General features: G+C 46.4%; 26 protein-coding genes and 2 pseudogenes. 3 read left to right on the forward strand and 25 right to left on the reverse strand.

Features of this window, described 5'->3' with window-relative positions; all coding sequences use genetic code 11:
- Positions 1-22 precede the first annotated feature (22 nt).
- The 11 genes from NYE62_RS13215 to rpsU all read right to left on the reverse strand — a co-directional run bounded on the left by NYE62_RS13215 (position 23) and on the right by rpsU (position 9,120).
- Positions 23-397: a diacylglycerol kinase family protein gene (locus NYE62_RS13215; RefSeq protein WP_015240233.1), complete on the reverse strand. Its 375-nt coding sequence runs from the start codon at positions 395-397 to the stop codon at positions 23-25.
- Positions 378-851: an rRNA maturation RNase YbeY gene (gene ybeY / locus NYE62_RS13220; protein WP_012118016.1), complete on the reverse strand. Its 474-nt coding sequence runs from the start codon at positions 849-851 to the stop codon at positions 378-380. Before ybeY ends, NYE62_RS13215 begins: the two co-directional genes overlap by 20 nt.
- Positions 852-2,984, reverse strand: coding sequence for an HD family phosphohydrolase (locus NYE62_RS13225; protein WP_007408284.1), 2,133 nt, complete (start codon positions 2,982-2,984; stop codon positions 852-854). It abuts the gene before it with no gap.
- Positions 2,985-3,064: 80 nt separating this feature from the next.
- Positions 3,065-4,024, reverse strand: a complete 960-nt coding sequence (locus NYE62_RS13230; protein ID WP_007408283.1) for a PhoH family protein — start codon at positions 4,022-4,024, stop codon at positions 3,065-3,067.
- A gap of 3 nt (positions 4,025-4,027) precedes the next feature.
- Positions 4,028-5,212 carry a sporulation protein YqfD gene (yqfD, locus tag NYE62_RS13235; RefSeq protein ID WP_021494329.1) on the reverse strand — a complete coding sequence of 395 codons (1,185 nt, stop codon included), beginning with the start codon at positions 5,210-5,212 and terminating at the stop codon, positions 4,028-4,030.
- A 17-nt stretch (positions 5,213-5,229) separates the two neighbouring features.
- Entirely contained in the window at positions 5,230-5,511 is a 282-nt protein-coding gene (gene yqfC / locus NYE62_RS13240) for a sporulation protein YqfC (protein WP_003152966.1), read from the reverse strand.
- 56 nt (positions 5,512-5,567) lie between these two features.
- Positions 5,568-6,002 carry a hypothetical protein gene (locus NYE62_RS13245; protein WP_007408281.1) on the reverse strand — a complete coding sequence of 145 codons (435 nt, stop codon included), beginning with the start codon at positions 6,000-6,002 and terminating at the stop codon, positions 5,568-5,570.
- Between the two features lie 27 nt (positions 6,003-6,029).
- Entirely contained in the window at positions 6,030-7,022 is a 993-nt protein-coding gene (floA, locus tag NYE62_RS13250) for a flotillin-like protein FloA (RefSeq protein WP_007408280.1), read from the reverse strand.
- Between the two features lie 24 nt (positions 7,023-7,046).
- Positions 7,047-8,363, reverse strand: coding sequence for a nodulation protein NfeD (locus NYE62_RS13255; RefSeq protein WP_040237908.1), 1,317 nt, complete (start codon positions 8,361-8,363; stop codon positions 7,047-7,049).
- A gap of 122 nt (positions 8,364-8,485) precedes the next feature.
- Entirely contained in the window at positions 8,486-8,932 is a 447-nt protein-coding gene (locus NYE62_RS13260) for a GatB/YqeY domain-containing protein (protein ID WP_007408278.1), read from the reverse strand.
- A 14-nt stretch (positions 8,933-8,946) separates the two neighbouring features.
- Positions 8,947-9,120, reverse strand: a complete 174-nt coding sequence (gene rpsU / locus NYE62_RS13265; RefSeq protein WP_003152957.1) for a 30S ribosomal protein S21 — start codon at positions 9,118-9,120, stop codon at positions 8,947-8,949.
- A 171-nt stretch (positions 9,121-9,291) separates the two neighbouring features.
- Between rpsU and NYE62_RS13270 the strand changes: the two genes are divergently transcribed.
- Positions 9,292-10,218: a Na/Pi symporter gene (locus tag NYE62_RS13270; RefSeq protein ID WP_199022047.1), complete on the forward strand. Its 927-nt coding sequence runs from the start codon at positions 9,292-9,294 to the stop codon at positions 10,216-10,218.
- Positions 10,219-10,255: 37 nt separating this feature from the next.
- Here the strand turns inward: NYE62_RS13270 and mtaB are convergent, their stop codons facing one another.
- The 12 genes from mtaB to gpr all read right to left on the reverse strand — a co-directional run bounded on the left by mtaB (position 10,256) and on the right by gpr (position 24,176).
- Positions 10,256-11,611, reverse strand: a complete 1,356-nt coding sequence (gene mtaB / locus NYE62_RS13275; RefSeq protein ID WP_014305444.1) for a tRNA (N(6)-L-threonylcarbamoyladenosine(37)-C(2))-methylthiotransferase MtaB — start codon at positions 11,609-11,611, stop codon at positions 10,256-10,258.
- Positions 11,611-12,381 carry a 16S rRNA (uracil(1498)-N(3))-methyltransferase gene (locus tag NYE62_RS13280; RefSeq protein WP_015417848.1) on the reverse strand — a complete coding sequence of 257 codons (771 nt, stop codon included), beginning with the start codon at positions 12,379-12,381 and terminating at the stop codon, positions 11,611-11,613. The genes mtaB and NYE62_RS13280 overlap by 1 nt, the downstream gene beginning before the upstream one ends.
- Positions 12,382-12,403: 22 nt before the next feature.
- Complete coding sequence (gene prmA, locus NYE62_RS13285) at positions 12,404-13,339, reverse strand: 50S ribosomal protein L11 methyltransferase (RefSeq protein WP_012118021.1); 936 nt, start codon at positions 13,337-13,339, stop codon at positions 12,404-12,406.
- A 23-nt stretch (positions 13,340-13,362) separates the two neighbouring features.
- Positions 13,363-14,490 (reverse strand): molecular chaperone DnaJ, encoded by a 1,128-nt coding sequence (gene dnaJ, locus NYE62_RS13290; protein ID WP_003152895.1) that lies wholly within the window; start codon positions 14,488-14,490, stop codon positions 13,363-13,365.
- Positions 14,491-14,676: 186 nt separating this feature from the next.
- A complete protein-coding gene (dnaK, locus tag NYE62_RS13295; RefSeq protein ID WP_007408273.1) occupies positions 14,677-16,515 on the reverse strand; it encodes a molecular chaperone DnaK in 1,839 nt (612 codons plus the stop codon).
- Between the two features lie 24 nt (positions 16,516-16,539).
- Positions 16,540-17,115, reverse strand: a complete 576-nt coding sequence (gene grpE / locus NYE62_RS13300) for a nucleotide exchange factor GrpE (protein WP_020956094.1) — start codon at positions 17,113-17,115, stop codon at positions 16,540-16,542.
- Positions 17,116-17,174: 59 nt separating this feature from the next.
- Positions 17,175-18,206 carry a heat-inducible transcriptional repressor HrcA gene (gene hrcA, locus NYE62_RS13305; protein WP_003152889.1) on the reverse strand — a complete coding sequence of 344 codons (1,032 nt, stop codon included), beginning with the start codon at positions 18,204-18,206 and terminating at the stop codon, positions 17,175-17,177.
- Positions 18,207-18,286: 80 nt separating this feature from the next.
- The gene (gene hemW / locus NYE62_RS13310; protein WP_015417851.1) at positions 18,287-19,426 is read right to left on the reverse strand and encodes a radical SAM family heme chaperone HemW; all 1,140 of its coding nucleotides are present in this window, start codon (positions 19,424-19,426) and stop codon (positions 18,287-18,289) included.
- A gap of 59 nt (positions 19,427-19,485) precedes the next feature.
- Positions 19,486-21,321 (reverse strand): translation elongation factor 4, encoded by a 1,836-nt coding sequence (gene lepA / locus NYE62_RS13315; RefSeq protein WP_342496991.1) that lies wholly within the window; start codon positions 21,319-21,321, stop codon positions 19,486-19,488.
- A gap of 132 nt (positions 21,322-21,453) precedes the next feature.
- On the reverse strand, positions 21,454-21,792 hold the full coding sequence (locus NYE62_RS13320; RefSeq protein WP_095352939.1) for a YqxA family protein: 339 nt from the start codon (positions 21,790-21,792) through the stop codon (positions 21,454-21,456).
- A gap of 16 nt (positions 21,793-21,808) precedes the next feature.
- Entirely contained in the window at positions 21,809-23,002 is a 1,194-nt protein-coding gene (locus NYE62_RS13325) for a stage II sporulation protein P (RefSeq protein ID WP_007612673.1), read from the reverse strand.
- A gap of 67 nt (positions 23,003-23,069) precedes the next feature.
- A complete protein-coding gene (gene gpr, locus NYE62_RS13330) occupies positions 23,070-24,176 on the reverse strand; it encodes a GPR endopeptidase (protein ID WP_007408268.1) in 1,107 nt (368 codons plus the stop codon).
- A 202-nt stretch (positions 24,177-24,378) separates the two neighbouring features.
- On the opposite strand from gpr, the gene rpsT reads away from it, so the two are divergent.
- Positions 24,379-24,645 carry a 30S ribosomal protein S20 gene (gene rpsT / locus NYE62_RS13335; protein ID WP_003152876.1) on the forward strand — a complete coding sequence of 89 codons (267 nt, stop codon included), beginning with the start codon at positions 24,379-24,381 and terminating at the stop codon, positions 24,643-24,645.
- 16 nt (positions 24,646-24,661) lie between these two features.
- On the opposite strand, the pseudogene holA reads toward rpsT, so the two are convergent.
- Both holA and NYE62_RS13345 read right to left on the reverse strand, forming a co-directional pair.
- Positions 24,662-25,703 (reverse strand): annotated as a pseudogene (gene holA / locus NYE62_RS13340) (DNA polymerase III subunit delta).
- A gap of 39 nt (positions 25,704-25,742) precedes the next feature.
- Positions 25,743-25,894, reverse strand: a pseudogene (locus NYE62_RS13345) (hypothetical protein).
- 40 nt (positions 25,895-25,934) lie between these two features.
- Here NYE62_RS13345 and NYE62_RS13350 point away from each other — a divergent pair.
- The gene (locus tag NYE62_RS13350) at positions 25,935-26,069 is read left to right on the forward strand and encodes a YqzM family protein (protein ID WP_003152870.1); all 135 of its coding nucleotides are present in this window, start codon (positions 25,935-25,937) and stop codon (positions 26,067-26,069) included.
- Positions 26,070-26,071: the final 2 nt, after the last annotated feature.

Below are 26,071 nucleotides of genomic sequence, written 5' to 3' on the forward strand. Positions count from 1 at the left end.
AAATAATTGTAAGAATCTTCTGCTAACATATCTTCGGCAAGAAGATGAGTAAACCAATGATACACGATATCACGGCAAAGACGCAAACGGCTCCGGCGGCCGCGTCCTTTGCCGCTTTTGCGAGCGGGTGATACTGATCGGTAACTAAATCCACAACATGCTCTATCGCCGTATTTAAAAGCTCCAAAGCAAGCATTCCTCCGATCAGCATCAAAACAACGGCCCATTCGGCTGTGCTCAGCCCGGTGAGAAAACCGCAAACGATAACGGCGCAGGCCGCGGTAATATGAAATTGAAAATTCCGCTCTGACCGCGCCGTTTTCCAGATTCCCCTCCATGCATGGACAAAGCTCTTCAGGAACCTGCTCCACTCGTTTTTATGATCTCGTGAGTCCATACTCATCCAGCAAATCCTTTTGCTTTGAAAACATTTCTTCCTCTTCTTCTTTTGTCATGTGATCATAGCCAAGCAAATGCAAAAAGCCGTGCACGGCCAGAAAACCGAGCTCTCTCATAAACGAATGGCCGTACTCTTCCGCCTGCTCTTTCGTTCTGTCAGCGCTGATGATAATATCTCCTAAAACAGGCGGCATGTCGGCGCCTACGATTTCAACCTCGTCTTCGCCTTCTTCTTCAAGCGCAAACGAAATGACGTCAGTCGGAGTGTCTTTTCCCCGGTAGTCTCTGTTGATTTCTCTGATTTCCTCATTTGTCACAATCGTGACCGATACTTCAGCCTGGTCCTGAACGCCTTCTTTTTCCGCCGCGAATTGGAGCAGCTTCTCCACTTCTTGGAGCGCATCAGCTGAGACGCTGTTCGTTTCATCAACAATATCTATGAGTAAACTCATTTATTTCACCTTCTTCGTAGCCTCCGGATATTCAATCCGGGAGTGGAAAATTCCTTTTAAAGTCGCACATAGTGTTTTTGCGATCGTATCCAGTTCTCGGAACGTGAGATCACATTCTGAGAATTGTCCGTCCTGAAGCTTATCGGATATAATTCCCCGCACCAGTTTTTCGATCCGCTCGGGATTGGGATTATGCATGGAACGGACGGCGGCTTCAACGCTGTCGGCCACTGAGATAATAGCCGCTTCTTTCGATTGCGGCTTCGGCCCCGGGTAGCGGAACTCTTTCTCTGTAATCTGGTCGCCCTTTTCTTTCGCTTTATAATAAAAGAATTTTAAAAGGGACGTTCCGTGATGCTGCTCCGCGATATCCACAAGCTCTTTCGGAAACTTATAGCTTCTGAGCATATTCGCACCGTCTGTCGTATGTGCGATAATGATATTTTTGCTGAGCTGCGGAGACAGCTTGTCATGCGGATTATCCATATTCATCTGATTTTCAATAAAATATTGCGGACGTTTCGTTTTGCCGAGATCGTGATAATACGCTCCGACCCGTGCTAAAAGACCGTTTGCCCCTACGGCTTCACAAGCCGCTTCCGACAGATTTGCCACCATGACGCTGTGATGATATGTACCGGGTGTTTCCGTTAAAATCTTTCGAAGCAGGGGATGATTCGGATTAGACAGTTCAATCAGCCTCATTGTTGAAAGAATGCCGAATCCCGTCTCAAAAAACGGCATCAGACCGATAATCAAAACGGATGAAGCAAGTCCCGAGACGACCCCCATCAGCATAAGCGTTCCGATTTCAACCGGTGACAGCGCCGTATTTTGTATTAATAAAAGCGACAGCACGATAATCATATTAATAAATGAGACGAACAGTCCCGTCTGCAATATTTTTGATCTCGCATTATGTTTTCCCAAAAACAAAATGCCTGAAATGCTGCTGATTAAATAGTAAATGCCGATGACGTAATTAAATGTTCCCGTCACACCCTGATTAAACATCATACTGCCGCAGATCGCCAGAATGATGCTTCCTAAAATGGCGAGCCTTTCATTGAGCAGCAGCCTGATTAAAATCGCGCCGGCGGCGATCGGCACAAGATAGCCGATATTGGTGTATTCAATCTTCTGAAAGAGACTGACGACTTCCATAATGACGAGAATAAGCGTTGTAATGATAGAAAACAGCAAAAGAGATTTATTTTTCAGCTTAAGCTCCTGCTGCTGTTTCTCAAAATAGTAGACAAGCGTGGCAATAAACAGGCCGATCATCAGAAGGAGACCGCTGATCGGTTTTAACAGGTTGGAATTATTCAAAAGACCCGTCAGTTCAAGCTTCCTGTATACTTCCCGGTCAATCAGGTCATTCTCTTCCACGAGAACCTGTCCCTGTTTGATCTGTACCGGCTGGACGCTGTCTGACGCTTCCTGGCGTTTTTCATCGGTCGCTTTCGGATCAAAAACGTAATTCGGGATGACCGCGTATTTTCCGATTTCAGTCGCAGCCGCTAAATATTTTGACGGCACAGAAGCGCTTTTCAGCTCTTTTGCGACCTTATCCTTCGCTTCAGCAAGCTTTTCAGAAGGAATTTCACTGCTCATCACCGTATTCACCGCGGTAATGACGGAATCCCTCACAAATGAGAAATCTTCATTGTTTGCATGGAGAAGCGATTTAATGGCATCTTCCGAGACGGATTCATTGACATCCTGTGTCAGCTTGTTTTTCACCGATTTTACCAGTGATTTTTCCGAAGGTGACTTTTTGTCTTTTTCCGCATCTTTTTTCACTTCGCCGATGCTGTCAAAAATGGAAGTGATCAGGTCAAGCCGATTGTCGGTATAGCCTTTTTTCAGGGTGTATTGATCTTCCACCGCATCTTCGGCCGCCTGTTTTTTCGATTCCGTCGCCTGCTGATCTTCAACTGTGGCGGGCGCGTAAATCGTTTTATCACTGACTGCAAACAAATCCAAATTAAGTGATTCAGGTTTTACATGAATAAAGAGCAAACCAAACATGATCGCTGAAAGCAGCAGGTACAGCAGCACATGGGCTGAGCGGGCATGTCTGAAACTGCGGAACCGTTCCCGGGCGCTTTTGCCCTTTCCCTTCTTTTTCAAAACAAGAACCTCCTCCCTGAAACATCAGGAACACATCATATAAAAATGACCCGATAACGGGAGATCGGGTCATTTTTGCATTACTTTTGCTTATCATAAGCTTCAATAATTTTTGCAACAAGCGGATGCCTGACCACATCTGTCTGGTCAAGTTCAATCACGGAGATGCCGTTTACGTCCTTCAGCATGTCCTTCGCTACTGCAAGTCCCGATGTGACGCCTTTCGGCAGGTCAATTTGGCTTACGTCGCCCGTAATGATCATTTTAGAGCCAAAACCCAATCTCGTCAAAAACATTTTCATTTGAGCGGGAGTGGTATTCTGGGCTTCATCAAGAATCACATACGCGTCGTCAAGCGTCCGCCCTCTCATATAGGCAAGCGGGGCGATTTCGATAACCCCTCTTTCCATAAGACGCTCCGTATGGTCGCTTCCGAGCACATCATGGAGCGCATCATACAGCGGGCGCAGATAAGGATCTACTTTTTCCTTTAAATCTCCGGGCAGAAAACCGAGGCTCTCGCCGGCTTCCACAGCGGGTCTTGTTAAAATGATTTTTTTAATGTGGCCGTTTTTTAAAGCATGCACCGCTTTTACGACCGCCAAATAAGTTTTGCCGGTTCCCGCCGGCCCGATGCCGAACACCATGTCGTTTTTCTTCATCGCCGCCACATATTCTCTTTGGCCGATGGTTTTGACACGGATCGGTTTGCCTTTTGCCGTTTTCGTTATTTCCTCTTCATACATGCTTTCAAAATAGTCCAGTTCATCTTTTTTTGCCATTTTCACGGCATACAGCACATCACGTTCCGAAATCTCGATCCCCTTGCGAATTAAAGTAAGGAGCGAGCCCAATAATCTGTCAGCGATCTCAAATGTTTCATCATTCCCGGAAACGTAAATGGTTTCACCGCGTGTGATGAGGCTAATGCCCAGATCCTTCTCCATTAAATGTAAAAAGGCATCTTGGCTGCCGAACAAAGAAAGTGCTTCGTCCGGGCTTTTCAGTTTGTGATTAATCGCAAGTAAATGTTCTGCCATTCTTTAGTCTCCCTGAACAATAGGTGTGGTTTGAACGATATCTTCTATAACTTGGTAGAGAATAATCAACTTTACTTTACCATTCTCAACGGATTGGTGCAAAACTTTTTCACTTTCCACCTCTCCGCTGCCGTTTAATCGCTTTTCTACATCTTGTCTTCCCATTTTGATACCGGCCTGAACCGCTTCGCCTTTCGTATAAGTCCGCACGGATGTTTCACTTTCTCTTGTCTGTTCTTGAACGTAAGAAACCGGAAGCTTCATCCCCAGAAATTGAAACGGATGCTTTTCTTCCTCTGTTTTCGGATGTTTCAGCGGCTTCTCATTAAATTCAAAGCCCCAAAAAGGAACGCCCCATGATCCGAAAGACAGCTTGTGCTTCGTCCTTACTTTACCCGTATATAGCGTAAATGATGTTTCAAGAGGCACGGTTACTTCTGACTTGTACCATGTTTCTCCGTAAATTTCCGCTTTTGAGGCGACTTTCCGGTCTTCATTTCCGATCAGTCCTGAGACGAGGAGCTGTCCTTTGTCAACATGATCGTTCACAAAAGCCATCGGCTGCCCCTTTTGCACGAACATCCTTTTGATGACCGCCTTCTTTTTGGCAACGATATGGCGGGGGCTTACGTACTTTTCTTTTGTCGGTTCGTTCTTTTCGACCACTTTCATATGAAGGGCTGTCCCGTTCAATTCCACACCGACCCACGTAATATTATCGATGCCGTTTGTTAATGATTTTTGAATTTTTTCCGGCGTCATCATTAAAAATTGCAAACGGCCTTTTTTCACACCGATTTCTTCAAGGTGCTTTACCATCTGATGCTCGGTTTCTGGCTTGGCCCCTTTAATATCAATTTCCCAAATCATGTTGGACAAAAGAAACAATATAACAAAAAATATCACAAATCCCGCAGTGAAGCCCAGATTTAACTTTGATTTGAGAAGCAGAAAGGGAAGACCCTTTCTTTTTGTAAAGCTTGCTTTGCATTCATGTTTTCTGATGACTCTTCTGAAAGCATGTACATCTTGAAGCTGAATCATCAGCAGAACACAGTCTTGCTTTTTTTTCACCGCAAAGATGGCGATTCCGTTTCTCGTGCATTCATTCAGCAGCCGTTCAATCCCTTTTCCTTTGACTTCCATTTGGACTTTACCCGAAAAAAATGACAGCCATTTGTTTTTCACATTATTTCCCCCCGGCTTTATGAATCGACATATCGTACGTGATCTATCGTGCCTTCCAAAAGGATTTCCTCAGGAAGGATTGCCTTAATGACCAAGTTTTTTCCTGATATGATACACTGCCCCTGCTTGAGCATCAGCCTGACTTCTTCTTCACTGAACAGCAGGAGGCCTCTGTGATTCTCTATGTAGATATGAAGTCTGCCGACCATCGTAATACGAGGCAGATCCATCATAACGTCCGGGGGAATTTCCAATGCTCTTGTCAGCCATGCCTTTACACGATTCTTTCTTTGCCCCATAAAAAAAGAACCCCCTTTCATCTCATATGTATGATTTGAAAAGGGGTTCTAACACTTTATTTTTTACCGATGTTCCGCATGGTCCGGTGCGGTTTTTTTGCACGGGGCGGACCCAAAACCTCACTGAATATAATGCCTTGGACCGCAGTTTCTTTATTTATTTTGAGGGCTGATTTCTTCAGAGACGCGTTTCGTGCGCGTGCGGATGTCAGCTTATGTTCGAGCCCGTTAAACATCTGCTCCGTCTCCGCTAGGCGCTTTTCAGCTTCCCTTCTTTTTTGCTCAAAAGGGTTCTCTTCTGAAACGGCAGGCAATTCTTCCGCTTCCGGCTTATGCTCTTTCTGCGGCTGTTTTTGATCCTGCTTTTTTGCCTGATTTCCGGGACGTGTACCCGGCGGACGTTTTTCATCTTTGTTTTTCTTGCCGAATATTGCCGATATAATGCCGATGACGGCGGCAATGACGAGCGGATTTGTCAGAATCTCGTGCATATAGCGGCTCCCTCCTTAATAGAGAGGTTATTGTTGGTCTTCATCTTGCTGGTCATTCGTCAGCTTGCCGATAGAATCCCTCATGTCCGTATCCGCGTCGATATTTTTTATGTTCATATAGTCCATGACGCCGATGTTTCCTTCACGCAACGCTTCTGCCATCGCAAGCGGCACTTCGGCTTCTGCTTCTACGACTTTCGCACGCATTTCTTCTACGCGAGCGCGCATTTCCTGCTCTTGGGCGACCGCCATGGCGCGGCGCTCTTCGGCTTTGGCCTGCGCAATGTTTTTGTCTGCTTCTGCCTGATCCGTCTGAAGAATCGCTCCGATGTTTTTGCCGATATCAACGTCGGCGATGTCAATCGAAAGAATTTCAAATGCGGTGCCTGAATCCAGCCCTTTGCCAAGTACGGTCTGAGAAATCATATCAGGGTTTTCAAGCACTTTTTTATGATTGTGTGAAGAACCGATTGTCGAGACAATCCCTTCTCCGACACGGGCGACAACCGTCTCTTCTCCCGCTCCTCCGACAAGGCGCTCAATATTGGCTCTTACCGTGATTCTGGCTTTTGCTTTTACTTCAATTCCGTCCATGGCGACACCCGCGATAAACGGTGTTTCAATGACCTTCGGATTGACGCTCATCTGTACGGCTTCCAATACGTCACGCCCGGCCAGGTCAATGGCTGCGCAGCGTTCAAATGACAGCTCAATATTGGCGCGCTGTGCCGCAATCAGGGCATTGACCACCCTGTCGACATTACCTCCGGCCAGATAATGGCTTTCGAGCTGATTTGTTGTTGCGGACAGGCCGGCTTTGTGCGCTTTAATTAACGGATTGACAACGCGGCTTGGTATGACGCGCCGCAGCCTCATCCCGACCAAAGTGAAAATGCTGATTCTGACTCCTGCCGCAAGCGCCGAAATCCATAGCATCACCGGTACAAAGGTGAAGAATATGGCTAACACAATAATGGCAGCAGCAACTAATGCTAAAATCGCCAAACTTGACAGTTCCATCTAATTCCTCCTCAAGGTTATCATCTATATTTCTCTCACGACAATGCGTGAGCCTTCCGCTTTCACTACTTTCACCTGTCTGTCTTTTTCAGTGAATGATCCTTCCGAGACGACATCCAGACGTTCATCATCAATTATGACGGTGCCTGACGGTCTGAGGGCTGTAGCGGTAACGCCGACTTTTCCCAACAGCTCCGTCCGGTTCTGATTTGAAACATAACCGCTCTCCGTGCTTGTTGAATCAGTTAATATTAATTTTTTAAAGAATTTCATTCGTTTCCCCAACACCCTTGTTAATATGATAAAGGCTGTAATAGACACAGCAATGGCGATCAAGAGAGAAACCGCCATTACGGTAAAGCTGCCCGCAGCGAGAAAGAGGCTCGCGATGACGCCTGCAATACCGATAAGACCGATTATGCCTCCGGGCAGAAATATCTCTAAAAGGATAAAAACCAAGCCCGCGCAAAATAAGAATACGCTGTCATAGCCGGCGAATCCGGCAGCGATATGCCCGGTGAAAAACAGCAGCATGGCTGTCAGTCCGACGGCACCCGGTATCCCGAGGCCCGGCGAGAACAATTCAATGGTCAAACCAAGCAAAGCAAGCGTTAATAAGACGGGGACAACAAACGGATTTGTCAGCCATCTGCCCAGTTTGCCGACGAAACCTTCTTCTGCATGGTGAACATCCGCTTTGTCAAAACCGAGCTTTGTATATAAAGCATCAAGGTCTGAAACCGTGCCCTCCGAATATCCGACTTCCTTGGCTTTTTCAGCTGTCAGTGTCAGCAGTTTTCCCTTTGGGGCGCCCGCTTCCTTTGCATTAATGGCGGGATCTGCCATGGCCAGGGCGTATTTCGGATTTCGGTTGTTTTTAACCGCTGCGTCCTCCATTTCTGCATGCCACAGTGATTGGGCCTTTTTGTCTGCCGCGTTTCCCTTTCCGTCGATGATGGCTGCGGCACCCATTTTTCCGCCCGGCGCCATATAGATTTCATCTGCCTGGAGCGCTATATACGCTCCGGCAGAAAGCGCCCGTTTATTAACGTAAGCGGTAACAGGCACATCCGCGCGGCCGATGATATCCGCAATATCCAAGGCTGATTGAACGGCGCCTCCCGGTGTATTGATGTCAAGAATAATGTGTGACGCGCCGGACTCTTTCGCTTCTTTGAAAGAACGCGATAAAAACGAGGCGAGCCCCTGTTCGACATTTTTCTCAACCGGGATGACATAAACCGATGGGTGATCAGCTTTCGCGTTCAATTGAACCCCTAATAAAGATAATACAAATAAGCCCAATAGAGCAACAGCAATTCCGGTTTTTTTTCGGAACAAGGCAAATATACCCTCCTTCCCGTTTCGTTCTTCTTTATATACGTAACAAATGTACTTTAGTTTCATTTTTTTATGTATAAAAAAAGACATCTCTCAAGGAAAGATGTCTTTTTTCTTGTCAATTAAGATAATTGACTGCTGACAAGTCTGTTAATTACGCTGCCGTCAGCTTTACCTTTTACTTTAGGCATAATAGCACTCATCACTTTGCCCATGTCCGCTTTGGAGCTCGCACCGACTTCAGCGATGGTTTCATTTACGATTGTCTGCAGCTCTTCTTCAGAAAGCTGCTTCGGTAAATAAACTTCTAAAATGTCCAGCTCTTTTTGAACTTTATCTACTAAATCTAAACGATTAGCGTTTGAAAATTCATGGAGGGAGTCTTTACGTTGCTTAAGTTCACGAGATAGGACAGTAAGTTCCTCATCCTCGGTCAAACTGTCTTTCTTAAGCTTAATTGCTTCGTTTTGAAGTGAAGCTTTCACCATTCGAACGACAGTCAGTTTGTCTTTCTCACGGCTTTTCATATACAGCTTCATATCTTGGTTAAGTCGCTCAAGAAGACTCATAAATCCACCCTCTTTTAGAATTTGCGTTTTCTAGCAGCTTCTGACTTTTTCTTGCGCTTTACGCTAGGTTTTTCATAAAATTCGCGCTTTCTTGCTTCTTGCAAAGTACCTGTCTTTGATACACTGCGTTTGAAGCGACGAAGAGCATCTTCAAGCGATTCGTTTTTTCTAACGACCGTTTTTGACATTCTCTTTCCCTCCCTCCGAATACACCAATCGACTACCTTTAAAAAGATACATATATAAACATGTACTTTGACATTATAATATAAGCCATCAGTCAGGTCAACTAAGCGAGCTCACTTTTCCGTCATGAATAAGGCTGCTTGTCTATATAATGATGGAAAGGGGTGTTTCGTTTGATGATACTGATTCTCTTTACCGCACTTATCCTGGTTTTTTTACTCGGAATGAGCCTGCTCAGGCAGGGGCTGATCGCATTAACGTATTCAAAAATTGAGAAAAGCCTGCTCTTATTTACCGACCACCCTTTGAAAGCTTTTCTCATAAGCATCGTGTTCACCGGTTTTCTTCAGAGCAGCTCAGCCTTCATGGTCATTGTCATCGGCTTTGTCAGCGCAGGCGCTTTATCTTTTAAACGGACCATTCCGATGATTCTCGGTACGAATGTCGGCTCCACGTTTACGACGGAGTTTTTAGCCATAAAGATGGATGTGCTCATTTGGGTGCTTTTTATCGGAGGCCTTGTGTTTATCCTCCTCCGTAAATATCCGTTCAGGCAGATCGGCATAAGCTTCCTCGGTCTCGGCATCATCTTTTTTTGCATCACATGCTTCAGCCGGCTCGCCGTTCCGCTGACAGAAATGAAGGCGGGGGCGGAGGTTTTGCGGTATGTGAATGATTCGAGCTGGTCCGCTCTTTTTATCGGCATGATATTGACGGCAATCATTCATTCAAGCTCCGTCTGCATCGGCATTTTGATGAGTTTTATGAACGAAGGGGTGATCGGCATTGAACAAGCGGTCAGCGTCGTTCTGGGATCTAATATCGGGACATGCGTCACGGCCGTCATGGCTGCTGTTTCAGGCGGTTATGCCGCCAGACAGACCGCCGGTGCTCACGTTGTGTTTAATATTCTCGGCGTGCTGCTCGTATTTCCCTTCCTGTCCGCATCAGCAGGTTTTACGGAGCGCCTGTCTGATGATCCCGCGCAGATGATTGCGCATTTCAGCCTGTTATTTAACGTAGTCACCGCCTTATTGTTTCTGCCGTTCACACATTTGTTTTACCGGCTGATTGACAGGCTGATTCCTCCGAAACCGTAAAAAAACCGATGCGGGAAGGCACCGGTTTTTTTATCTGTTATGAAGACATGCGCATGTTCCGGGTCATTTCATCCTCAACGACGCGGACGAATTGCCCTTCATTATACGGATAGCCCGCTTTTTGAATTTTGACTTTGACAAGTTTGCCGATTACATCTTCCGTGCCTTTGAAGACGACTTTCATGTAATTGTCCGTATAGCCGACGAACATGCCGTCTTCATCAGACTCTTTAAACGCCTCTTCCGGAATGATTTCCAGAACCTCTCCTTCATAATCGGAGGCGTATTCTTTTGCAAGCTGGTCAGACAGCGCGATCAGCTTATGCACCCGTTCGTTTTTCACGTTCTCGTCAACCTGGTCTTCCATTCTGGCCGCAGGTGTTCCGGTGCGTTTGCTGTAAGGGAATACGTGAAGCTCTGAAAACTTATGTTCTTTAATGAACCGGTATGTTTCCATAAATTCTTCTTCCGTTTCTCCCGGGAAACCGACGATGACATCAGATGTGACGGCAAGACCCGGCAGCGCTTCTTTCAGCTTATTTAAACGGTCCGCGAAAAATTCCATCGTATATTTGCGTCTCATCCGTTTCAGAACGGTGTTTGATCCTGACTGAATCGGGATATGAAGGTGACGGACGATTTTATCAGACGCATCCAGCACTTCAATCACTTCATCAGTGATTTGGCTTGCTTCAATAGATGAAATTCTGATCCGCTTCAGTCCTTCTACACGTGTATCAAGCTCGCGGAGAAGCTTGGCGAAATTATAATCTTTCATATCTTCGCCGTAGCCGCCCGTATGAATCCCCGTCAGGACGATTTCTTTATAGCCGGCATCCACCAGCTGCTGCGCCTGTTTAATGACTTCTTCCGGATCGCGGGAACGAAGCAGGCCGCGCGCCCAAGGGATAATGCAGAACGTACAGAAGTTGTTGCAGCCCTCTTGGATTTTTAACGACGCTCTTGTACGGTCAGTAAAAGCGGGAACATCCAGCTCTTCAAACACGCGTGCTTTCATAATATTGCCGACGCCGTTGATCGGCTGGCGCTCTTCCCTGTACTGCTCAATGTAACCGAGCATTTTTTCACGATCCTGCGTGCCGACGACGATGTCAACACCCGGGATGGCCATAATTTCCGCCGGAGAGGTTTGCGCATAGCACCCTGTTACGCAGATGACGCCGTCAGGATTTTGGCGGATCGCCCGTCTGATGACTTGACGGCTTTTTTTATCTCCCGTGTTTGTTACCGTACATGTATTAATGACATATACATCTGCTGTCTGTTCGAATTCTTTTCGTTCATAACCCGCATCTTTAAACAGCTGCCAGATTGCTTCTGTTTCATAATGGTTGACCTTGCAGCCAAGGGTATGAAAAGCAACAGTTGCCATTACTGATCACCTCTTAATAACTCTGTATGATAGGAAACTGCGCTTAACGCGTAAAGAGGCGCAGTTTCAGTCCGTAAAATTCTCGGTCCGAGGCCGCATAAGACGGCGCCTTTTTCTGAAAGCTGATGAACTTCAGACTCAGTCAGACCGCCTTCAGGGCCGAATACGATTAAAAGAGACGAACCTTGCGGAAGGCTTTTGAGCTCCGCAGCGAAAGCGCCCGTTTCTCCCTGCTTTGATGACTCCTCGTATGCAACGACACATTTATCGACATTCTCCGCCATTTCAAGCAGCTGCCGGAACGTATGAACGGTTTTCACTTCGGGAATTTCATTGCGGTACGATTGCTCCGCCGCTTCCTTCGCGATTTTCGCCCATCTCTCCCGCTTTTTCTTTGCCTTTTTGTCGTCTAGCTTAACGACGGATCTGGCGCCCTGAAAGGGGATGAACATACTAGCCCCCAGCTCGGTCCCTTTTTGGATAATCCATTCAAGCTTATCGCCTTTCGGGAGGCCGCTTGCGATCCTGATCTTCAGCGGCAGTTCACGGTTTTCACCCGTCCACTCAGCAATGCTGCATGATATATGATCTTTAGAAACCTCTTTAAGCAGGCATAACGCTTCATGGCCGTCTTTCGAACAGCAGATAATCCGGCCGCCCGCACTCATTCTCATGACGTTCGCTATATGGTGGACGTCTTCCCCCGTGATTTGAAAATCGGGAGTTTCGTCCATCTCCTGCTTCGTGAGCTCGATAAAATATCGTTGCATACGCTGTGACACCTACTAACTGTTATTTTTTCGCGATGATGCTGACCCAATCTTCCATAGACAGAATTTCTATGATGGTAAAGCCGGCTTTTTCCAACGCTTCTTTTACTTCCTGTTTTTTCTGGCCGATAATGCCTGAAGTAATAAAATGGCCTCCGTCTTTGAGCAGGTCGTACGCCTGTGATGTAAAGCGGAGAATCACTTCCGCCAAAATATTTGCGACAATGACATCATGTTCGCCCGTGATGCCGTCTAACAAATTGTTCTGCTTCACTTCGGCCGTATCACTCACTTTGTTCAATTTTACATTCAGACGCGCGCTTTCAACAGCGACCGGATCAAGGTCATACGCATGAACCGATTCGGCCTCAAGCATGGCGGCCGCGATGCTTAAAATTCCTGAACCGGTGCCGACATCAATGACACGGTCGCCTTTTTGAACGATACGCTCAAGCGCCTGAATGCACAGAACGGTTGTCGGATGCGTTCCCGTACCGAATGCCATACCCGGATCCATTTCGATAATCAGTTCATCTGTATGAACAGGTGTGTACGTTTCCCAAGTGGGAACGATCGTGAACTTTTCAGAAATTTTCACAGGATGATAATACTTTTTCCAAGCTGTCGCCCATTCTTCTTCATTAACTTCAGAAATGGTGATTGTGTTTCTGCCCAAATCAATGTCGTACAAAAGCAGATTATTAATCGTCTCTTTAATGCCGTCCACCGTTTCGCCGAGGAAACTGTTGATCGGCAGATACGCTTTGACAATGACACCCTCATCGGGGTAATCATTGGGGTCGAGCTGGTAGATTTCCCCGTAAACATTCTCACGCTCTTTCATTAAATCAAGCGGATCTTCGATGACAACCCCGCTCGCACCAGCTTCATGCAAAATATTTGAGATGGGTTCGACCGCTTCATGTGTTGTGTGAATGCTGATTTCGGACCATTTCAAAACTACCAACTCCTATCCAATCATTACTCGCCTTTAAATGCGCGTTTTACTTTGTCAAAGAAACTCATTTCTTGTTCATCCGGCAGGTTTCCGCTGACTTCAGCGAACTCGCGGATGATGTCTTTTTGTTTGTCTGTCAGATTCGTCGGTGTGACGACGCGGACGACAATGTGCTGGTCGCCTTGTCCGTAGCCCCGGACGTTCTGAACGCCTTTGCCTCTTAATCTGAATTTCGTGCCTGTTTGTGTGCCGGCAGGTATTTTCAATTTCACTTTTCCGTGAAGCGTCGGCACTTCCACTTCGTCTCCGAGTGCCGCTTGGGCAAACGTTAACGGCATTTCGCAATAAATATCGTCTCCGTCGCGCTCAAAGAACTCGTGGGCGCGCACATGGAATACGACAAACAGATCTCCCGCAGGCCCTCCGTTTACGCCCGGTTCACCTTGGCCCGGAACGCGCAGCTGCTGTCCGTCATCCACACCGGCAGGAATGGTGACATTGATTTTTTTCCGTTTTTTCACTTTGCCCGTGCCGCCGCAGTCAGAACACTTGTTTTTGATGATTTTTCCTGTTCCTTCACAGTGGTGGCAGACTCTTCGGTTAACCACTTTGCCAAACGGCGTGTTCTGTTCGACGTTCAGCTGGCCAGAACCTCCGCAGTGCGAGCACGTATCCGGCTTTGTTCCCGGCTTCGCGCCAGACCCTTTACATGTTTCGCAATTCTCTTCGCGCGGAATTTCAATGATCGTTTCTTTTCCGAAAGCCGCGTCTTCAAATGACAGGGTCATTGTATACTGCAGATCCGCGCCTTGCCGCGGCGCATTCGGGTCACGGCGTCTCGTGCCGCCTCCGAAGATGCTTGAGAAGATGTCATCGAAACCGAAGCCGCCGAAGTCTCCGCCGCCTCCGAAACCGCCGCCGAATCCCTGGTTAGGGTCTGTATGGCCGAATTGGTCATATTGAGCGCGTTTTTGGTCGTCTGAGAGCGCTTCGTACGCTTCTTTTACCTCTTTGAATTTTTCATCTGCTCCGGATTCTTTATTGATATCAGGATGATATTTTTTTGAAAGCTTCCGATAGGCTTTTTTGATTTCATCCTTTGAAGCGCTCTTACTTACCCCAAGCACTTCATAGTAATCACGCTTACTCATCTCGCTTCACTCTCCCGAATTTCTCACATAAATTAGATTGTATCATTTTGAATTATGTTTTTTCAATTCCTTTTATCCCGGGCAAGAAAAAAAGTCAAAGCCAAGAGATGCCTGACTTTGACTTTCTGTCTGTTGAATCAGAATATGCTGTGTGTTCTTCCGCCTATAGTCTGTGCGGGAAAGAACTTATTTTTTCGTTTCGTCGTCTTTTACTTCTTCGTATTCCGCATCGACAACGTTGTCATCCGCTTTTTTGCCTTCAGCGTTTGCTCCGCCTTCAGCCTGCTGCGCTTTCGCCGCTTCTTCGTAAAGCTTCATAGAAAGCTCTTGAACGATTGTTTGAAGCTCATCTTTTTTCGCTTTGATGTCTTCAATTTCGTTTTTCTCGATAGCGGCTTTCAGCGCGTCTTTCGCGTCGTTTGCTTTTTTCACTTGCTCTTCGTCCACTTTGCCTTCCAGATCTTTTAATGTTTTTTCCGTTTGGAACACAAGCTGGTCAGCTTCGTTGCGGACTTCGATTTCTTCTTTTCTCTTCGCATCAGCGTCAGCGTTTTCTTCCGCTTCTTTTACCATGCGTTCGATCTCATCATCAGAAAGACCTGAAGAAGATTTGATTGTAATGTTTTGTTCTTTTCCTGTGCCTAAGTCTTTCGCTCTTACGTTTACGATACCGTTTTTGTCAATATCGAAAGAAACTTCGATTTGCGGTACGCCGCGCGGTGCAGGCGGGATATCAGTAAGCTGGAAGCGGCCGAGCGTTTTGTTGTCGGCAGACATCGGGCGCTCACCTTGAAGCACGTGAATGTCAACAGCCGTTTGGTTGTCAGCTGCAGTTGAGAATACTTGAGACTTGCTCGTCGGAATTGTCGTGTTGCGGTCGATCAGTTTCGTGAACACGCCGCCCATTGTTTCAATACCGAGAGAAAGCGGTGTAACGTCAAGAAGAACAACGTCTTTTACGTCTCCCGTGATGACGCCGCCTTGAATCGCTGCACCCAGTGCTACAACTTCATCAGGGTTTACGCCTTTATGCGCTTCTTTACCCGTTTCTTTTTTGATTGCTTCCTGTACGGCTGGAATACGTGTTGATCCGCCGACAAGGATAACTTTGTCGATTTCGCTCGCAGAAAGATCCGCATCTTGAAGAGCCTGACGGACAGGAGCCATTGTGCGCTCAACAAGGTGAGCGGAAAGCTCTTCGAATTTAGCGCGGGTCAGTGTCAGCTCAAGGTGAAGAGGGCCTGCTTCTCCCGCTGTGATAAATGGTAAAGAAATTTGTGTAGATGAAACGCCGGAAAGATCTTTTTTCGCTTTCTCAGCCGCATCTTTCAAACGCTGAAGCGCCATTTTGTCTTTTGAAAGATCAATGCCGTTTTCTTTTTTGAATTCTGCTACGAGATGATCGATGATGACTTGGTCAAAGTCGTCCCCGCCAAGACGGTTGTCACCGGCAGTTGAACGGACTTCAAACACGCCGTCGCCAAGTTCAAGAACAGATACGTCAAACGTACCGCCGCCAAGGTCGTAAACAAGAATCGTTTGGTCTTCGTCCGTTTTATCAAGTCCGTATGCAAGCGCTGCTGCAGTCGGCTCGTTGATAATACGTTCTACTTCAAGACCGGCGATTTTACCGGCATCTTTTGTCGCTTGGCGCTCCGCATCGTTGAAGTATGCAGGAACCGTGATAACGGCTTTTGAAACTGTTTCGCCGAGGTAGCTTTCAGCATATGCTTTCAGATGCTGAAGGATAATAGCTGACACTTCTTGAGGCGTGTAGTCTTTTCCTTCGATTTCCACTTTATAGTCAGTACCCATATGGCGTTTGACAGACATGATTGTGTTAGGGTTTGTGATGGATTGGCGTTTTGCCACTTCCCCTACTTGGCGCTCGCCGTTTTTAAATGCAACGACTGACGGAGTCGTACGGTTTCCTTCAGCGTTGGCGATAACTGTAGGCTCTCCGCCTTCAAGCACTGCCACACATGAGTTTGTCGTACCCAAGTCAATTCCGATTACTTTACTCACTTTGAATTACCTCCTGCTATGTAGTTATTGATTCACTTTTACCATTGAAGGACGAATGACGCGATCCTTCAGTTTGTAGCCTTTTTGCAGTTCTTCGATAACAATATTGCTGCCGAAGTTTTCATCTTCCACCTGCATGACGGCTTGGTGAAGGTTCGGATCAAATTCCTGGCCGACAGCTTCGATGGCTTGAACGCCTTCTTTTTCAAGTGCGTCCATCAGCTGGCGGCGGACCATTTCCATACCTTGCAGCAAGCTTTTTGTCTGCTCGCTTTCAGCTTCTACCTGTAACGCCCGTTCAAAGTTGTCGAGCGCCGGAAGGATTTCCGTTACGACGTTTTGAGAACGGTATTTCTGAGCAGCTTCCATTTCAAGGCGGCTGCGTCGTTTATAGTTTTCAAAGTCTGCTTGAACACGCAAAAGCTTGTTTTCTTTTTCATCAAGCAAACCCTGCAATTCATCAATTTGGTGCTGAAGGGCTTCTTCCTGACCTGCCGTTTCTTCATGCTGCTCTTGTGAAGCGGCTTGTTCTGCCTGTTCTGTCACTTCTTCTTGTTCTGCTGCTTCAACCTGTTCTGCGGTTTGTTTTTCTTCTGACATTGTGTTCACCTCCCTCAAATGCTGTAAAAAGATGACTGAAAATGATTGCCAAAATTCCCTTATTCATCATACAAACTTGTGAATGCTTTTGACAAGTCCGAAGTCACGTGCTGCAGCAGGCTGACGACTCTTGAATAATTCATGCGCGTCGGCCCGATAATGGCGATTGATCCGATCTGTTTCGTATCAACTGTATAGGTGGCCGTGATTAAACTGCAGTTTTCCATTTCTTCGTAGTCGTTTTCTTTCCCGATTTTGATTGAAATCCCGGCTTTTGATGACTGAAACAGCTTCAGAACATCCTGCTCTTTTTCAATTAAAGATAAGAGCGAGCGGACCCTTTCAATATCATGGAACTCCGGCTGATTCAGCATGTTGATCTTTCCGCCGAAAAACAATTTCTCAACGTGGGCCGCCGGATGGAATGTGGAGCGGAGCGATTCAAGTATGCTGTCATAGTTGGCGATATGCTGCCTTAAATATGTGACAACCTCTTTGAAAATGCGCTCATTCAGTTCGTCCATCGGCACGCCCGCTAATCGATCGTTTAGTATATTGACCAGTTTTTCAATATCGGCCAAATCCACTTTAGCCGGGAAATTGATGGTGCGGTTTTCGACATGCCCCGTGTTCGTGACGAGGATGGCGACCGCCTTATCCGGCTGGATCGGAACGATTTGAATCTGTTTAAGATAGTTCTCGCTCAGCGTCGGCCCGAGGACAATCGATGTGTAGTTTGTCAGGTCGGACAGGATTTGCGCTGATTTTTGGACTGTTTTTTCCAGCTCGAAGATTTTTTCTTTAAATATCGAGTGAATTAAATCCAGATCGGTTTTTGTCAGCTTGACGGGTGACAGCAAATGATCGACATAATACCTGTACCCTTTTTCCGACGGAATCCGTCCTGAGGATGAATGGGTTTTTTCAATAAAGCCCAATTCCTCCAAGTCAGCCATCTCGTTTCTGATCGTTGCAGAGCTGAATGTAATCTCGTCTTTTTTTGAAAGAGTTCTTGATCCTACAGGCTGCGCTGATTGTATAAAATCATTAATAATCACTTGCAGGATCAACAGCTGACGATTTGTTAACATCATCATCACCCCTGTTAGCACTCAAGGTCAGCGAGTGCTAATTCTATATCAAAAGTAACAAACCAAAAGAAAAATGTCAATTATAACTCACCCAAAAAAGCGCCAAAAACCTCATTTCCTAATAATTTGCCCTCATGCGTTAATGCAACCGATTCTTCCGTGTCACAGATCAGGCCTTTTTCGGTTAAATCTTTGAGAACATCGGGAAACAGTTCGTCGACCGAGCGTCCGAATTTATCGAGAAAAGCTTGCTTTTGTACGCCGGACATTTTTCTGAGACCGAGGAACATTTCTTCTTCAATCTGCTCCTCACGTGTCACCTCGTGCGTGTCACGGTAAGGCAGCCCCTTTTCTTCGATGAGCTGCATGTAATGTTTCACAGGCCCGGCGTTGACGGTGCGCGTGCCGCTGATATATCCGTGAGCGCCTGCGCCAAAACCGAAATACTCTTCATTGCTCCAATACGTCAGATTATGCTGGGACTCGTATCCGGGCTTTGCAAAGTTACTGATCTCGTATTGACGGATGCCCGCTTCACTCATCTGCCTCATGACCGTTTCATACATCTCGGCCTCTTGTTCTTGCGCCGGGAGATGCAGGCGGCCTTTTTGCATTAAATTATAAAACACCGTTTTCGGCTCTACGATCAGCGAGTAAACGGAATAGTGCTCCGCATCAAGAGACAAAGCCGTTTTGACGGAATTGTCAAGATCGGCCAGCGTCTGACCCGGCAGGCCGAACATTAAATCGAGACTGATGTTGTCGAAGCCGAGAGCCCTCGCACGTTCAAATGAAGTGAATACGTCCTTTTGTTTATGCACTCTGCCGATTTTTTGTAAAAGCTCATCTTCAAAGGTTTGAACACCGAAGCTCAGCCGGTTGATACCGGCATTTTTCATGATTTTTAATTTTTCCGGGGACAAATCATCCGGATTCGCTTCCGCGGCAAATTCTATGAGTCCGTCAGAAGGCTTCAGCACGCGGTGAATGGAATCCATCAATTTTTCCAGCTGGACGGGTGAGAGCGATGTCGGCGTGCCTCCCCCGATAAAAATCGTGCGGAGATCAGGGCGTCCCGTCCGTTCTATTGTATTTATCATTTCCTTTTCGAGTGAGTTTAAGTACTCATCGACAGGCTGGCTCTGAATAAAATATTTATTGAAATCGCAATAGTGGCAGATATGCTCACAAAACGGAATATGAATATAAGCTGATTTCATTTTGAAACACCTTCTTCTTTACAGAAAGAAGCCGCAGCGCGGGACTGCGGCGGCTTCCGTTATTTTTTCGGGCTGTCATCCATTTTAAGAACGGCCATAAACGCTTCCTGCGGCACTTCTACTGAGCCGACCTGCTTCATCCGGCGTTTTCCTTCTTTTTGTTTTTCAAGAAGCTTCCGTTTCCGCGAGATGTCTCCGCCGTAACATTTAGCCAATACGTTTTTACGCATCGCTTTAATGGTAGAGCGGGCCACGATTTTCTGGCCGATCGCCGCTTGAATCGGTACTTCAAAGTGCTGGCGCGGAATGAGCTCTTTCAGTTTTTCTACAATTACTTTTCCGCGTTCGTACGCGTAATCGCGATGCACGATAAATGATAGGGCGTCGATTTTTTCTCCGTTCAGCATAATGTCCATCTTGACAAGTTTAGACGGTTTGTAGCCGATCAGTTCGTAATCAAAGGACGCGTACCCTTTCGTGCTTGATTTCAGCTGATCAAAAAATTCATATACGATTTCCGCTAATGGCATGTCATAGACAATGCTGACACGATTTGCGTCTAAATATTGCATGTCGATAAAATTGCCGCGTTTTCCTTGGCAAAGCTCCATCACCGCACCGACATAATCGTTCGGCACCATCATTGTCGCTTTTACATACGGCTCCTCGATTCTTTCGATCTTTTGTGGGTCAGGCATGTTGGACGGGTTGTCAACAACAACCTTTTCGCCGTCTGTCATATACACATCATAGATAACACTCGGTGCCGTTGTGATCAGGTCGATTTTAAACTCACGCTCAATCCGCTCCTGAATGATTTCCATGTGAAGCATACCTAAAAATCCGCAGCGGAAACCGAATCCGAGCGCTTGGGATGTCTCTGCTTCATATTGAAGCGATGAGTCATTCAGTTCAAGCTTCTCAAGAGCTTCCCTTAAATCATTGTATTTGGCCGTATCGATCGGATACAAACCGCAATACACCATCGGGTTCAGCTTGCGATACCCAGGCAATGCTTCGACAGCCTGATTGGCCGCGCTTGTTATCGTGTCACCGACGCGTGTGTCACCGACATTTTTGATCGCAGCAGTTAAAAAGCCTACATCGCCGACAGTCAGTTCATCTGTCGGAGTTGCTTTCGGCGTGAACACACCGACTTCTGTCACTTCAAACTCTTTTCCGGTTGCCATCATTTTAATTTTCTGGCCCGGTTTGACCGTTCCTTCTACGACTCTGATATACGCGACGACTCCGCGGTACGCGTCATAAAGCGAGTCAAAGATGAGCGCTTTCAGCGGAGCTTCCGGATCTCCCGCGGGAGCCGGCACTTTTTCTACGATCTGTTCTAAAATGTCTTCGATGCCGATGCCCGCTTTCGCTGAAGCGAGGACGGCGTCTGAAGCGTCAAGGCCGATAACGTCCTCAACCTCTTGACGCACACGTTCTGGCTCTGCGCTCGGGAGATCGATTTTATTAATGACAGGAAGAATCTCAAGATCATTATCAAGCGCCAGATAGACGTTCGCCAATGTCTGCGCTTCTATTCCCTGAGCCGCATCAACAACGAGAATCGCGCCTTCACAGGCAGCCAGGCTTCGCGATACTTCATATGTAAAGTCGACGTGTCCGGGCGTGTCGATGAGATGAAATATATATTCTTCTCCGTCTTTTGCTTTGTATTTCAGCTGAACGGAATTTAATTTGATGGTAATTCCCCGTTCGCGTTCAAGGTCCATTGAATCAAGCAATTGTTCTTTCATTTCCCGCTGGGTGATCGCCGATGTTTTTTCTAAAATCCGATCCGCCAAGGTCGATTTGCCGTGGTCTATGTGGGCGATGATGGAGAAATTCCGGATTCTTGACTGCCTCTCTAAACGCTTTTCTTTATCTGTCACAATCTATCACTCCTACTATTAAACGCAAAATACACTAGCTTAGATTATATCAATAGGATTGTAAACATTCAATTAAAACAAGAAAGAGAAAAGCTTCCTTTAAGGAATCATCCGCTTTTCTCTTCATCAATGCTAACGGTTCAGTTTCGAAACCCACTCATACATCGCCTGCGCCGAGTCCGTCACGGTATTTGAAAGGGTTTCTCCGACTTTTGAAAACAGGTTGAAGGTTTCCGCCTGTTCCAGCTGTTTTTGTTTTTCTTCCAGATCTTTCGCCGTAACGGTTTGCCCCAAAATGGAAGCTTCTTTTTCCTGTCCTTCTCCGCCGCCGAGCGTGAATGCTCCTTTTAAGGAAGGGTCTTTGTATCCTTTCATATCAAGCATTCCGCTGTTTGCCTGCTGCATGCCGAACAATACGCCGAAAAACATGACAATGGCGATCAGCAGGCATTTGCCGGTAAAACGGATCATTCGAATCACCTGATTTCTATTGTTTTTTCTTCTCTCCTGATTGCGAGCTGACCTTTTCTGCATCCCAGTACAGTTCGCTGAACACATCGGCCACGGCATCTGATGCGCGCCTCAGTTCTTCAAGATTGTTATCCACGCCCCCGAATTCCAGCAGAAGCGACCGGTCGTTTAAATCTTGGTTGTATACTCCATTATCTCCCGGAGAGCCTTTTGATAAAACACCGACGCTTAAGCCGGGGTATTTTTTCTCCATCAGCTTATGAAGTTCACTTGCGAGTTTATAGTTTTCTTCAAAATTAGCGCTTTTTTTGCCGACGACGATGGCGACTCTGGCATAGCTTTTTCCTTTGATGTCGGCTGTCGTATTTTTCTTGCGGCGGGAATCCCGGTGAATGTCTATGGTATATTGCAGGTTTTTATTTTTGGCGAGCGCGCTTTTTACGACCGGCCTTGATTCGTCGTAGCTTCGCGCATAATTTAAACCGTCTTTGTTCAGGCGGGCCTGAATGTCGGTTTTATCTACGGTCGCTCCTACACCTTGCGCTTCAAGCGCTTTTCCGAACATATCTCCGACAAGCGTGACATTGGCCTTCGAATGGCGGGCGTTATCCGGATTTGTTTCCCCCTTTAACAGAGGAAGATAGGATTCGGTATTATGAGTGTGGTAAATAAAAACGACTTTTTTGCTGCCTGTTGAATGTTTCGGCGGCGCCGTTTCTTCTTTTTTCGTTTTGTTTTCAATTTCTGCCAGGTTCACTTCTTTTTCTTTTTCCATCACCTTTGACGGCGGCGGAGATTCAGCCGGCATATTCGTATAATCCGTCCCCTGCCCCGCCAGAAGGATCTCCGTATCATATTGGGCAAATCCCGGCAGCTCACGTCCCAAGAAACTCCGCGGGTCTTCCATATTAATGCTTGTCGCCAGTTTTAAGGACAGCCGGGACAGCTGAAAAGAGTCTTTTTCAGGAAGCTCTGAGGCGAAATAATGATTTTCCATGCCGAGGAGGTGTGCAAACGCGTCACCCGGAAGTTCTCCGGCAATTCCGTGAAGAGAATCCGAAGAAAGCCTCAGTTCAGGGCGAAGCGATGTGAGCACACCCGATAATACGAAAATAACGATAAGGCTTGTCATAAACAAAAACATGCCCTTGAGCGCATTTCCACCGTTTACTGCAACGACAATTTGACGGTTTCTGCGTTTTTTTCTCATGATTTGAATCCCTCCAGCGCTTGTCTAGTAATTACTCTATGAACAAGCTAGAGGAGGTAGAACCATTTTAATGATTATAAGAACCTTTGTTATCTTGTGACACTTTTTCATGAAGGGCGGTGTTTAACCCGTTTGCAAGTACGTTCGCCATATCATCAATAAAGGTGTCAATCTCCTTCGGCGTGACCATCAGATTATGGCCGAGCGGAGAAAGCACTTCGTGAATCAGCTGGCGTTTTTCGTTTTCGTCCAGCGTGCCGACAATACCGAGAAAGGATTGGCGTTCTTTTTCTCCGGGAAGGTCTTCGTCTGTCAGCACCTTCTTTTTGCCGAAGTTCATTCCGGCGGGCACCAGAGATCTTGACGGGCTGTCATCTTTCATCTCTCTTCCGAAATGTTTTAATATATAATCCACCGTATCGCTTGCGATCGTAACCGCATCAACGACAGTCGGTACCCCGATTGCGATGACGGGAATGCCGAGCGTTTCCTTGCTTAATTCTTTTCTCTTATTGCCGACGCCTGATCCCGGGTGAATGCCCGTATCAGAAAATTGGATGGTCGTGTTCACCCTTTCAACGGCTCTGGCCGCAAGAGCGTCTACCGCGATCACAAAATCCGGCTTTGATTCTTTGATCACACCTTGAATAATATCGCTCGTTTCAATTCCCGTTAATCCCATCACACCGGGAGCAAGCGCGCTGACCGGCCTGTACCCTTCTTGCACGTTTTCCGGCTGAAGCCTGAACAGATGCCTTGTCACAAGAAGGTTTTCGGTCACGAGAGGGCCGAGCGCATCCGGCGTCACATTCCAGTTGCCCAGACCGACGATCAAACAGCTTGCATCCTTTGGAATCTTTAATGCCGACAGATAGGCGGAAAATTCCTCGGCAAACACTTCCGTTACTTTTTCCTGCATGTCAGAGTCGTGTTCCCGAACCCCTTGAGCCTCGATCGTGACATAGCGTCCCTGCTTTTTCCCCGATAGCTCGGCGCCTTCTTTGGTAATATCGACGGTTCTGACTTTAATGCCGCCCTTGTCGCGTTCTTTTTCAATAAACCCGTTTATTTCTTTTTTCTGACCGGCTTGTCCGTCTTTTACCGCCTGTTTCGTTTCTACCGCTAAATCCGTCCGTATCAGAAATTGATTGACATCCAGTTCGTTGTTTTTCACAGGGAAGACCTCCTTCAATCATCGTGGTACATAGTGTGGCCATTTACAAAACGAATCATGCGAATTTACCCATCAACGAAAAATACTTTACATTTATATTGCAATCTAAAGTTCTGTTTGATAGAATACAATTTGTTCTATTGTGAAGAAGATTTAACCTTAAGACACTGTGCTACAGGTTGTATCTTAGGAGGTGAAACACATGCCAAACATTAAATCAGCGATTAAACGTACAAAAACAAACAACGAACGCCGCGCTCATAACGCGACAATCAAATCTGCTATGCGTACTGCAATCAAACAAGTTGAAGCTTCTGTTGCTAACAACGAAGCGGATAAAGCGAAAACTGCTCTTTCTGAAGCAGCGAAACGCATTGATAAAGCAGTGAAAACAGGTCTTGTACACAAAAATGCCGCAGCTCGATACAAATCTAGACTTGCGAAACAAGTGAACGGACTTTCTGCATAATACAAAAACGATCCCTTTAAAGGGGATCGTTTTTTTCATTCAGTCCGGAGAAGCTCAAGGAGAAAGAGCTCCAGCAAGAGCTGCTTGTCCTTTTTCCCCGTTTTCATTTCATAATCCATCACTGCGAGTCTTTCTATAATACGCCGCAGCTCTTCTTCAGAAAAAAGCGTCGCCTGATCCATCGCCAGTTTTACCCGGAAGGGGTGCACCTTTAAGTTGGAAGCGATTTGCTTTTGGCCGTATCCTTGTCCCGCAAAATACTTTGTCTGCATAATCAGACGGAATTGGTTGGCGATCAGCGCCATAATTTTGATCGGTTCTTCGTTTTGTTTTAAAAGATCATAAAATATTTGAAGACTTTCCGTCCGTTTTCGGTTCACGATTTTGTTGATCAGCTCAAAAATATTCTGCTCCAAACTTCTTGCGACGAGCTCCCGGACATCTTCAAGTGTGATCTCATGTCTGTCACCGGTGTAGGCAGAGAGTTTTTGTATTTCCTGATATATGGATGACAGATGGCCGTTTGCAAGCAGAACCAAATGCTCGGCAGCTTCTGTATCGATCATTTTATTTTCGGATTTCGCCAGATTAATCGTAAAATCAGTTGTCTCCTTTGCATTCAGCTCCTTAGCTTCAATCATAAGGGCTTTTTGCTTCAGCGCTTTCGTCAGCTTTTTCCGTTCGTCCAGTTTCTCATACGGAGCCACAATCACAAAGACCGTGTAAGGTGCAGGCTCCTTCAGATAAGTCTCCAGAGCGGCTGTATTATGCTCTATTTTTTCTTTCTTTTTTTCCCCTGTTAAAAAAGACGGATTTTTTACGATGACCAGCCGCTTCTCTCCCATAAACGGAAACGTTTCCGCATCGGTTACGGCCTGGTCAAGCGGATCCTCTTCAAGATCAAAAACAGACAGGTTAAAATCCTTAGTCTCCTCATCAACGACAGCTTGTCTAATCCGGCTGACAGTTTCTTGGAGCAGATACGTTTCTTTTCCGTATAAGCAATAAACGGAGCGGACATCCCCTTTTTTCAGGGCTTTCCAAACATCAAATACCATGATCGTATGACTTCCTCTCTTTCTTGATCCCCTTCTATCCTAAATTGAGTTTGGCAAATAGTAAAGAGGAAGCTTTAAGGACAGCTTCCTCATTTATAATAAACGCCTGATTCACAAGCTCCCGGGTCTGCTTGTAAAAAGGCGATAATCACAAGAACAGAAAACGTTACCATCACTTCTAGATTTTTCAAAACAATTCCAGTATACTTAGGGAAGTCAGGAGGGATGAAATTGAATGATTTTGAAAAAAACGTTCAAAGCAAACGAAATGATGCTGTTGACTCAGCTGTCGGTTTTGTCGTGTCCTTCGGATTTTTCGCCTTTTTGTTCGTGATGGCAACAGCCATCCATCTTATCGGCTCTTAGCC

The sequence above is a fragment of the Bacillus sp. FSL K6-2861 genome (assembly GCF_038630725.1).
Taxonomy (GTDB): Bacteria; Bacillota; Bacilli; order Bacillales; family Bacillaceae; genus Bacillus; species Bacillus velezensis.

Bases quoted from the DNA above. Each gene is read 5' to 3' on its own strand.
- NYE62_RS13320 (WP_095352939.1), bottom strand. From the start codon at position 21,792: ATGATCCGTTTTACCGGCAAATGCCTGCTGATCGCCATTGTCATGTTT.
- NYE62_RS13230 (WP_007408283.1), bottom strand. From the start codon at position 4,024: ATGGCAGAACATTTACTTGCGATTAATCACAAACTGAAAAGCCCGGAC.
- ybeY (WP_012118016.1), bottom strand. From the start codon at position 851: ATGAGTTTACTCATAGATATTGTTGATGAAACGAACAGCGTCTCAGCT.
- floA (WP_007408280.1), bottom strand. From the start codon at position 7,022: ATGGAACTGTCAAGTTTGGCGATTTTAGCATTAGTTGCTGCTGCCATT.
- NYE62_RS13325 (WP_007612673.1), bottom strand. From the start codon at position 23,002: ATGAGAAAAAAACGCAGAAACCGTCAAATTGTCGTTGCAGTAAACGGT.
- NYE62_RS13280 (WP_015417848.1), bottom strand. From the start codon at position 12,381: ATGCAACGATATTTTATCGAGCTCACGAAGCAGGAGATGGACGAAACT.
- dnaJ (WP_003152895.1), bottom strand. From the start codon at position 14,490: ATGAGTAAGCGTGATTACTATGAAGTGCTTGGGGTAAGTAAGAGCGCT.
- yqfC (WP_003152966.1), bottom strand. From the start codon at position 5,511: ATGGGGCAAAGAAAGAATCGTGTAAAGGCATGGCTGACAAGAGCATTG.
- rpsU (WP_003152957.1), bottom strand. From the start codon at position 9,120: ATGTCAAAAACGGTCGTTAGAAAAAACGAATCGCTTGAAGATGCTCTT.
- hemW (WP_015417851.1), bottom strand. From the start codon at position 19,426: ATGAAATCAGCTTATATTCATATTCCGTTTTGTGAGCATATCTGCCAC.
- NYE62_RS13245 (WP_007408281.1), bottom strand. From the start codon at position 6,002: ATGCACGAGATTCTGACAAATCCGCTCGTCATTGCCGCCGTCATCGGC.
- NYE62_RS13260 (WP_007408278.1), bottom strand. From the start codon at position 8,932: ATGAGTCTTCTTGAGCGACTTAACCAAGATATGAAGCTGTATATGAAA.
- NYE62_RS13215 (WP_015240233.1), bottom strand. From the start codon at position 397: ATGGACTCACGAGATCATAAAAACGAGTGGAGCAGGTTCCTGAAGAGC.
- hrcA (WP_003152889.1), bottom strand. From the start codon at position 18,206: ATGTTAACAAATCGTCAGCTGTTGATCCTGCAAGTGATTATTAATGAT.
- rpsT (WP_003152876.1), top strand. From the start codon at position 24,379: ATGCCAAACATTAAATCAGCGATTAAACGTACAAAAACAAACAACGAA.
- grpE (WP_020956094.1), bottom strand. From the start codon at position 17,115: ATGTCAGAAGAAAAACAAACCGCAGAACAGGTTGAAGCAGCAGAACAA.
- mtaB (WP_014305444.1), bottom strand. From the start codon at position 11,611: ATGGCAACTGTTGCTTTTCATACCCTTGGCTGCAAGGTCAACCATTAT.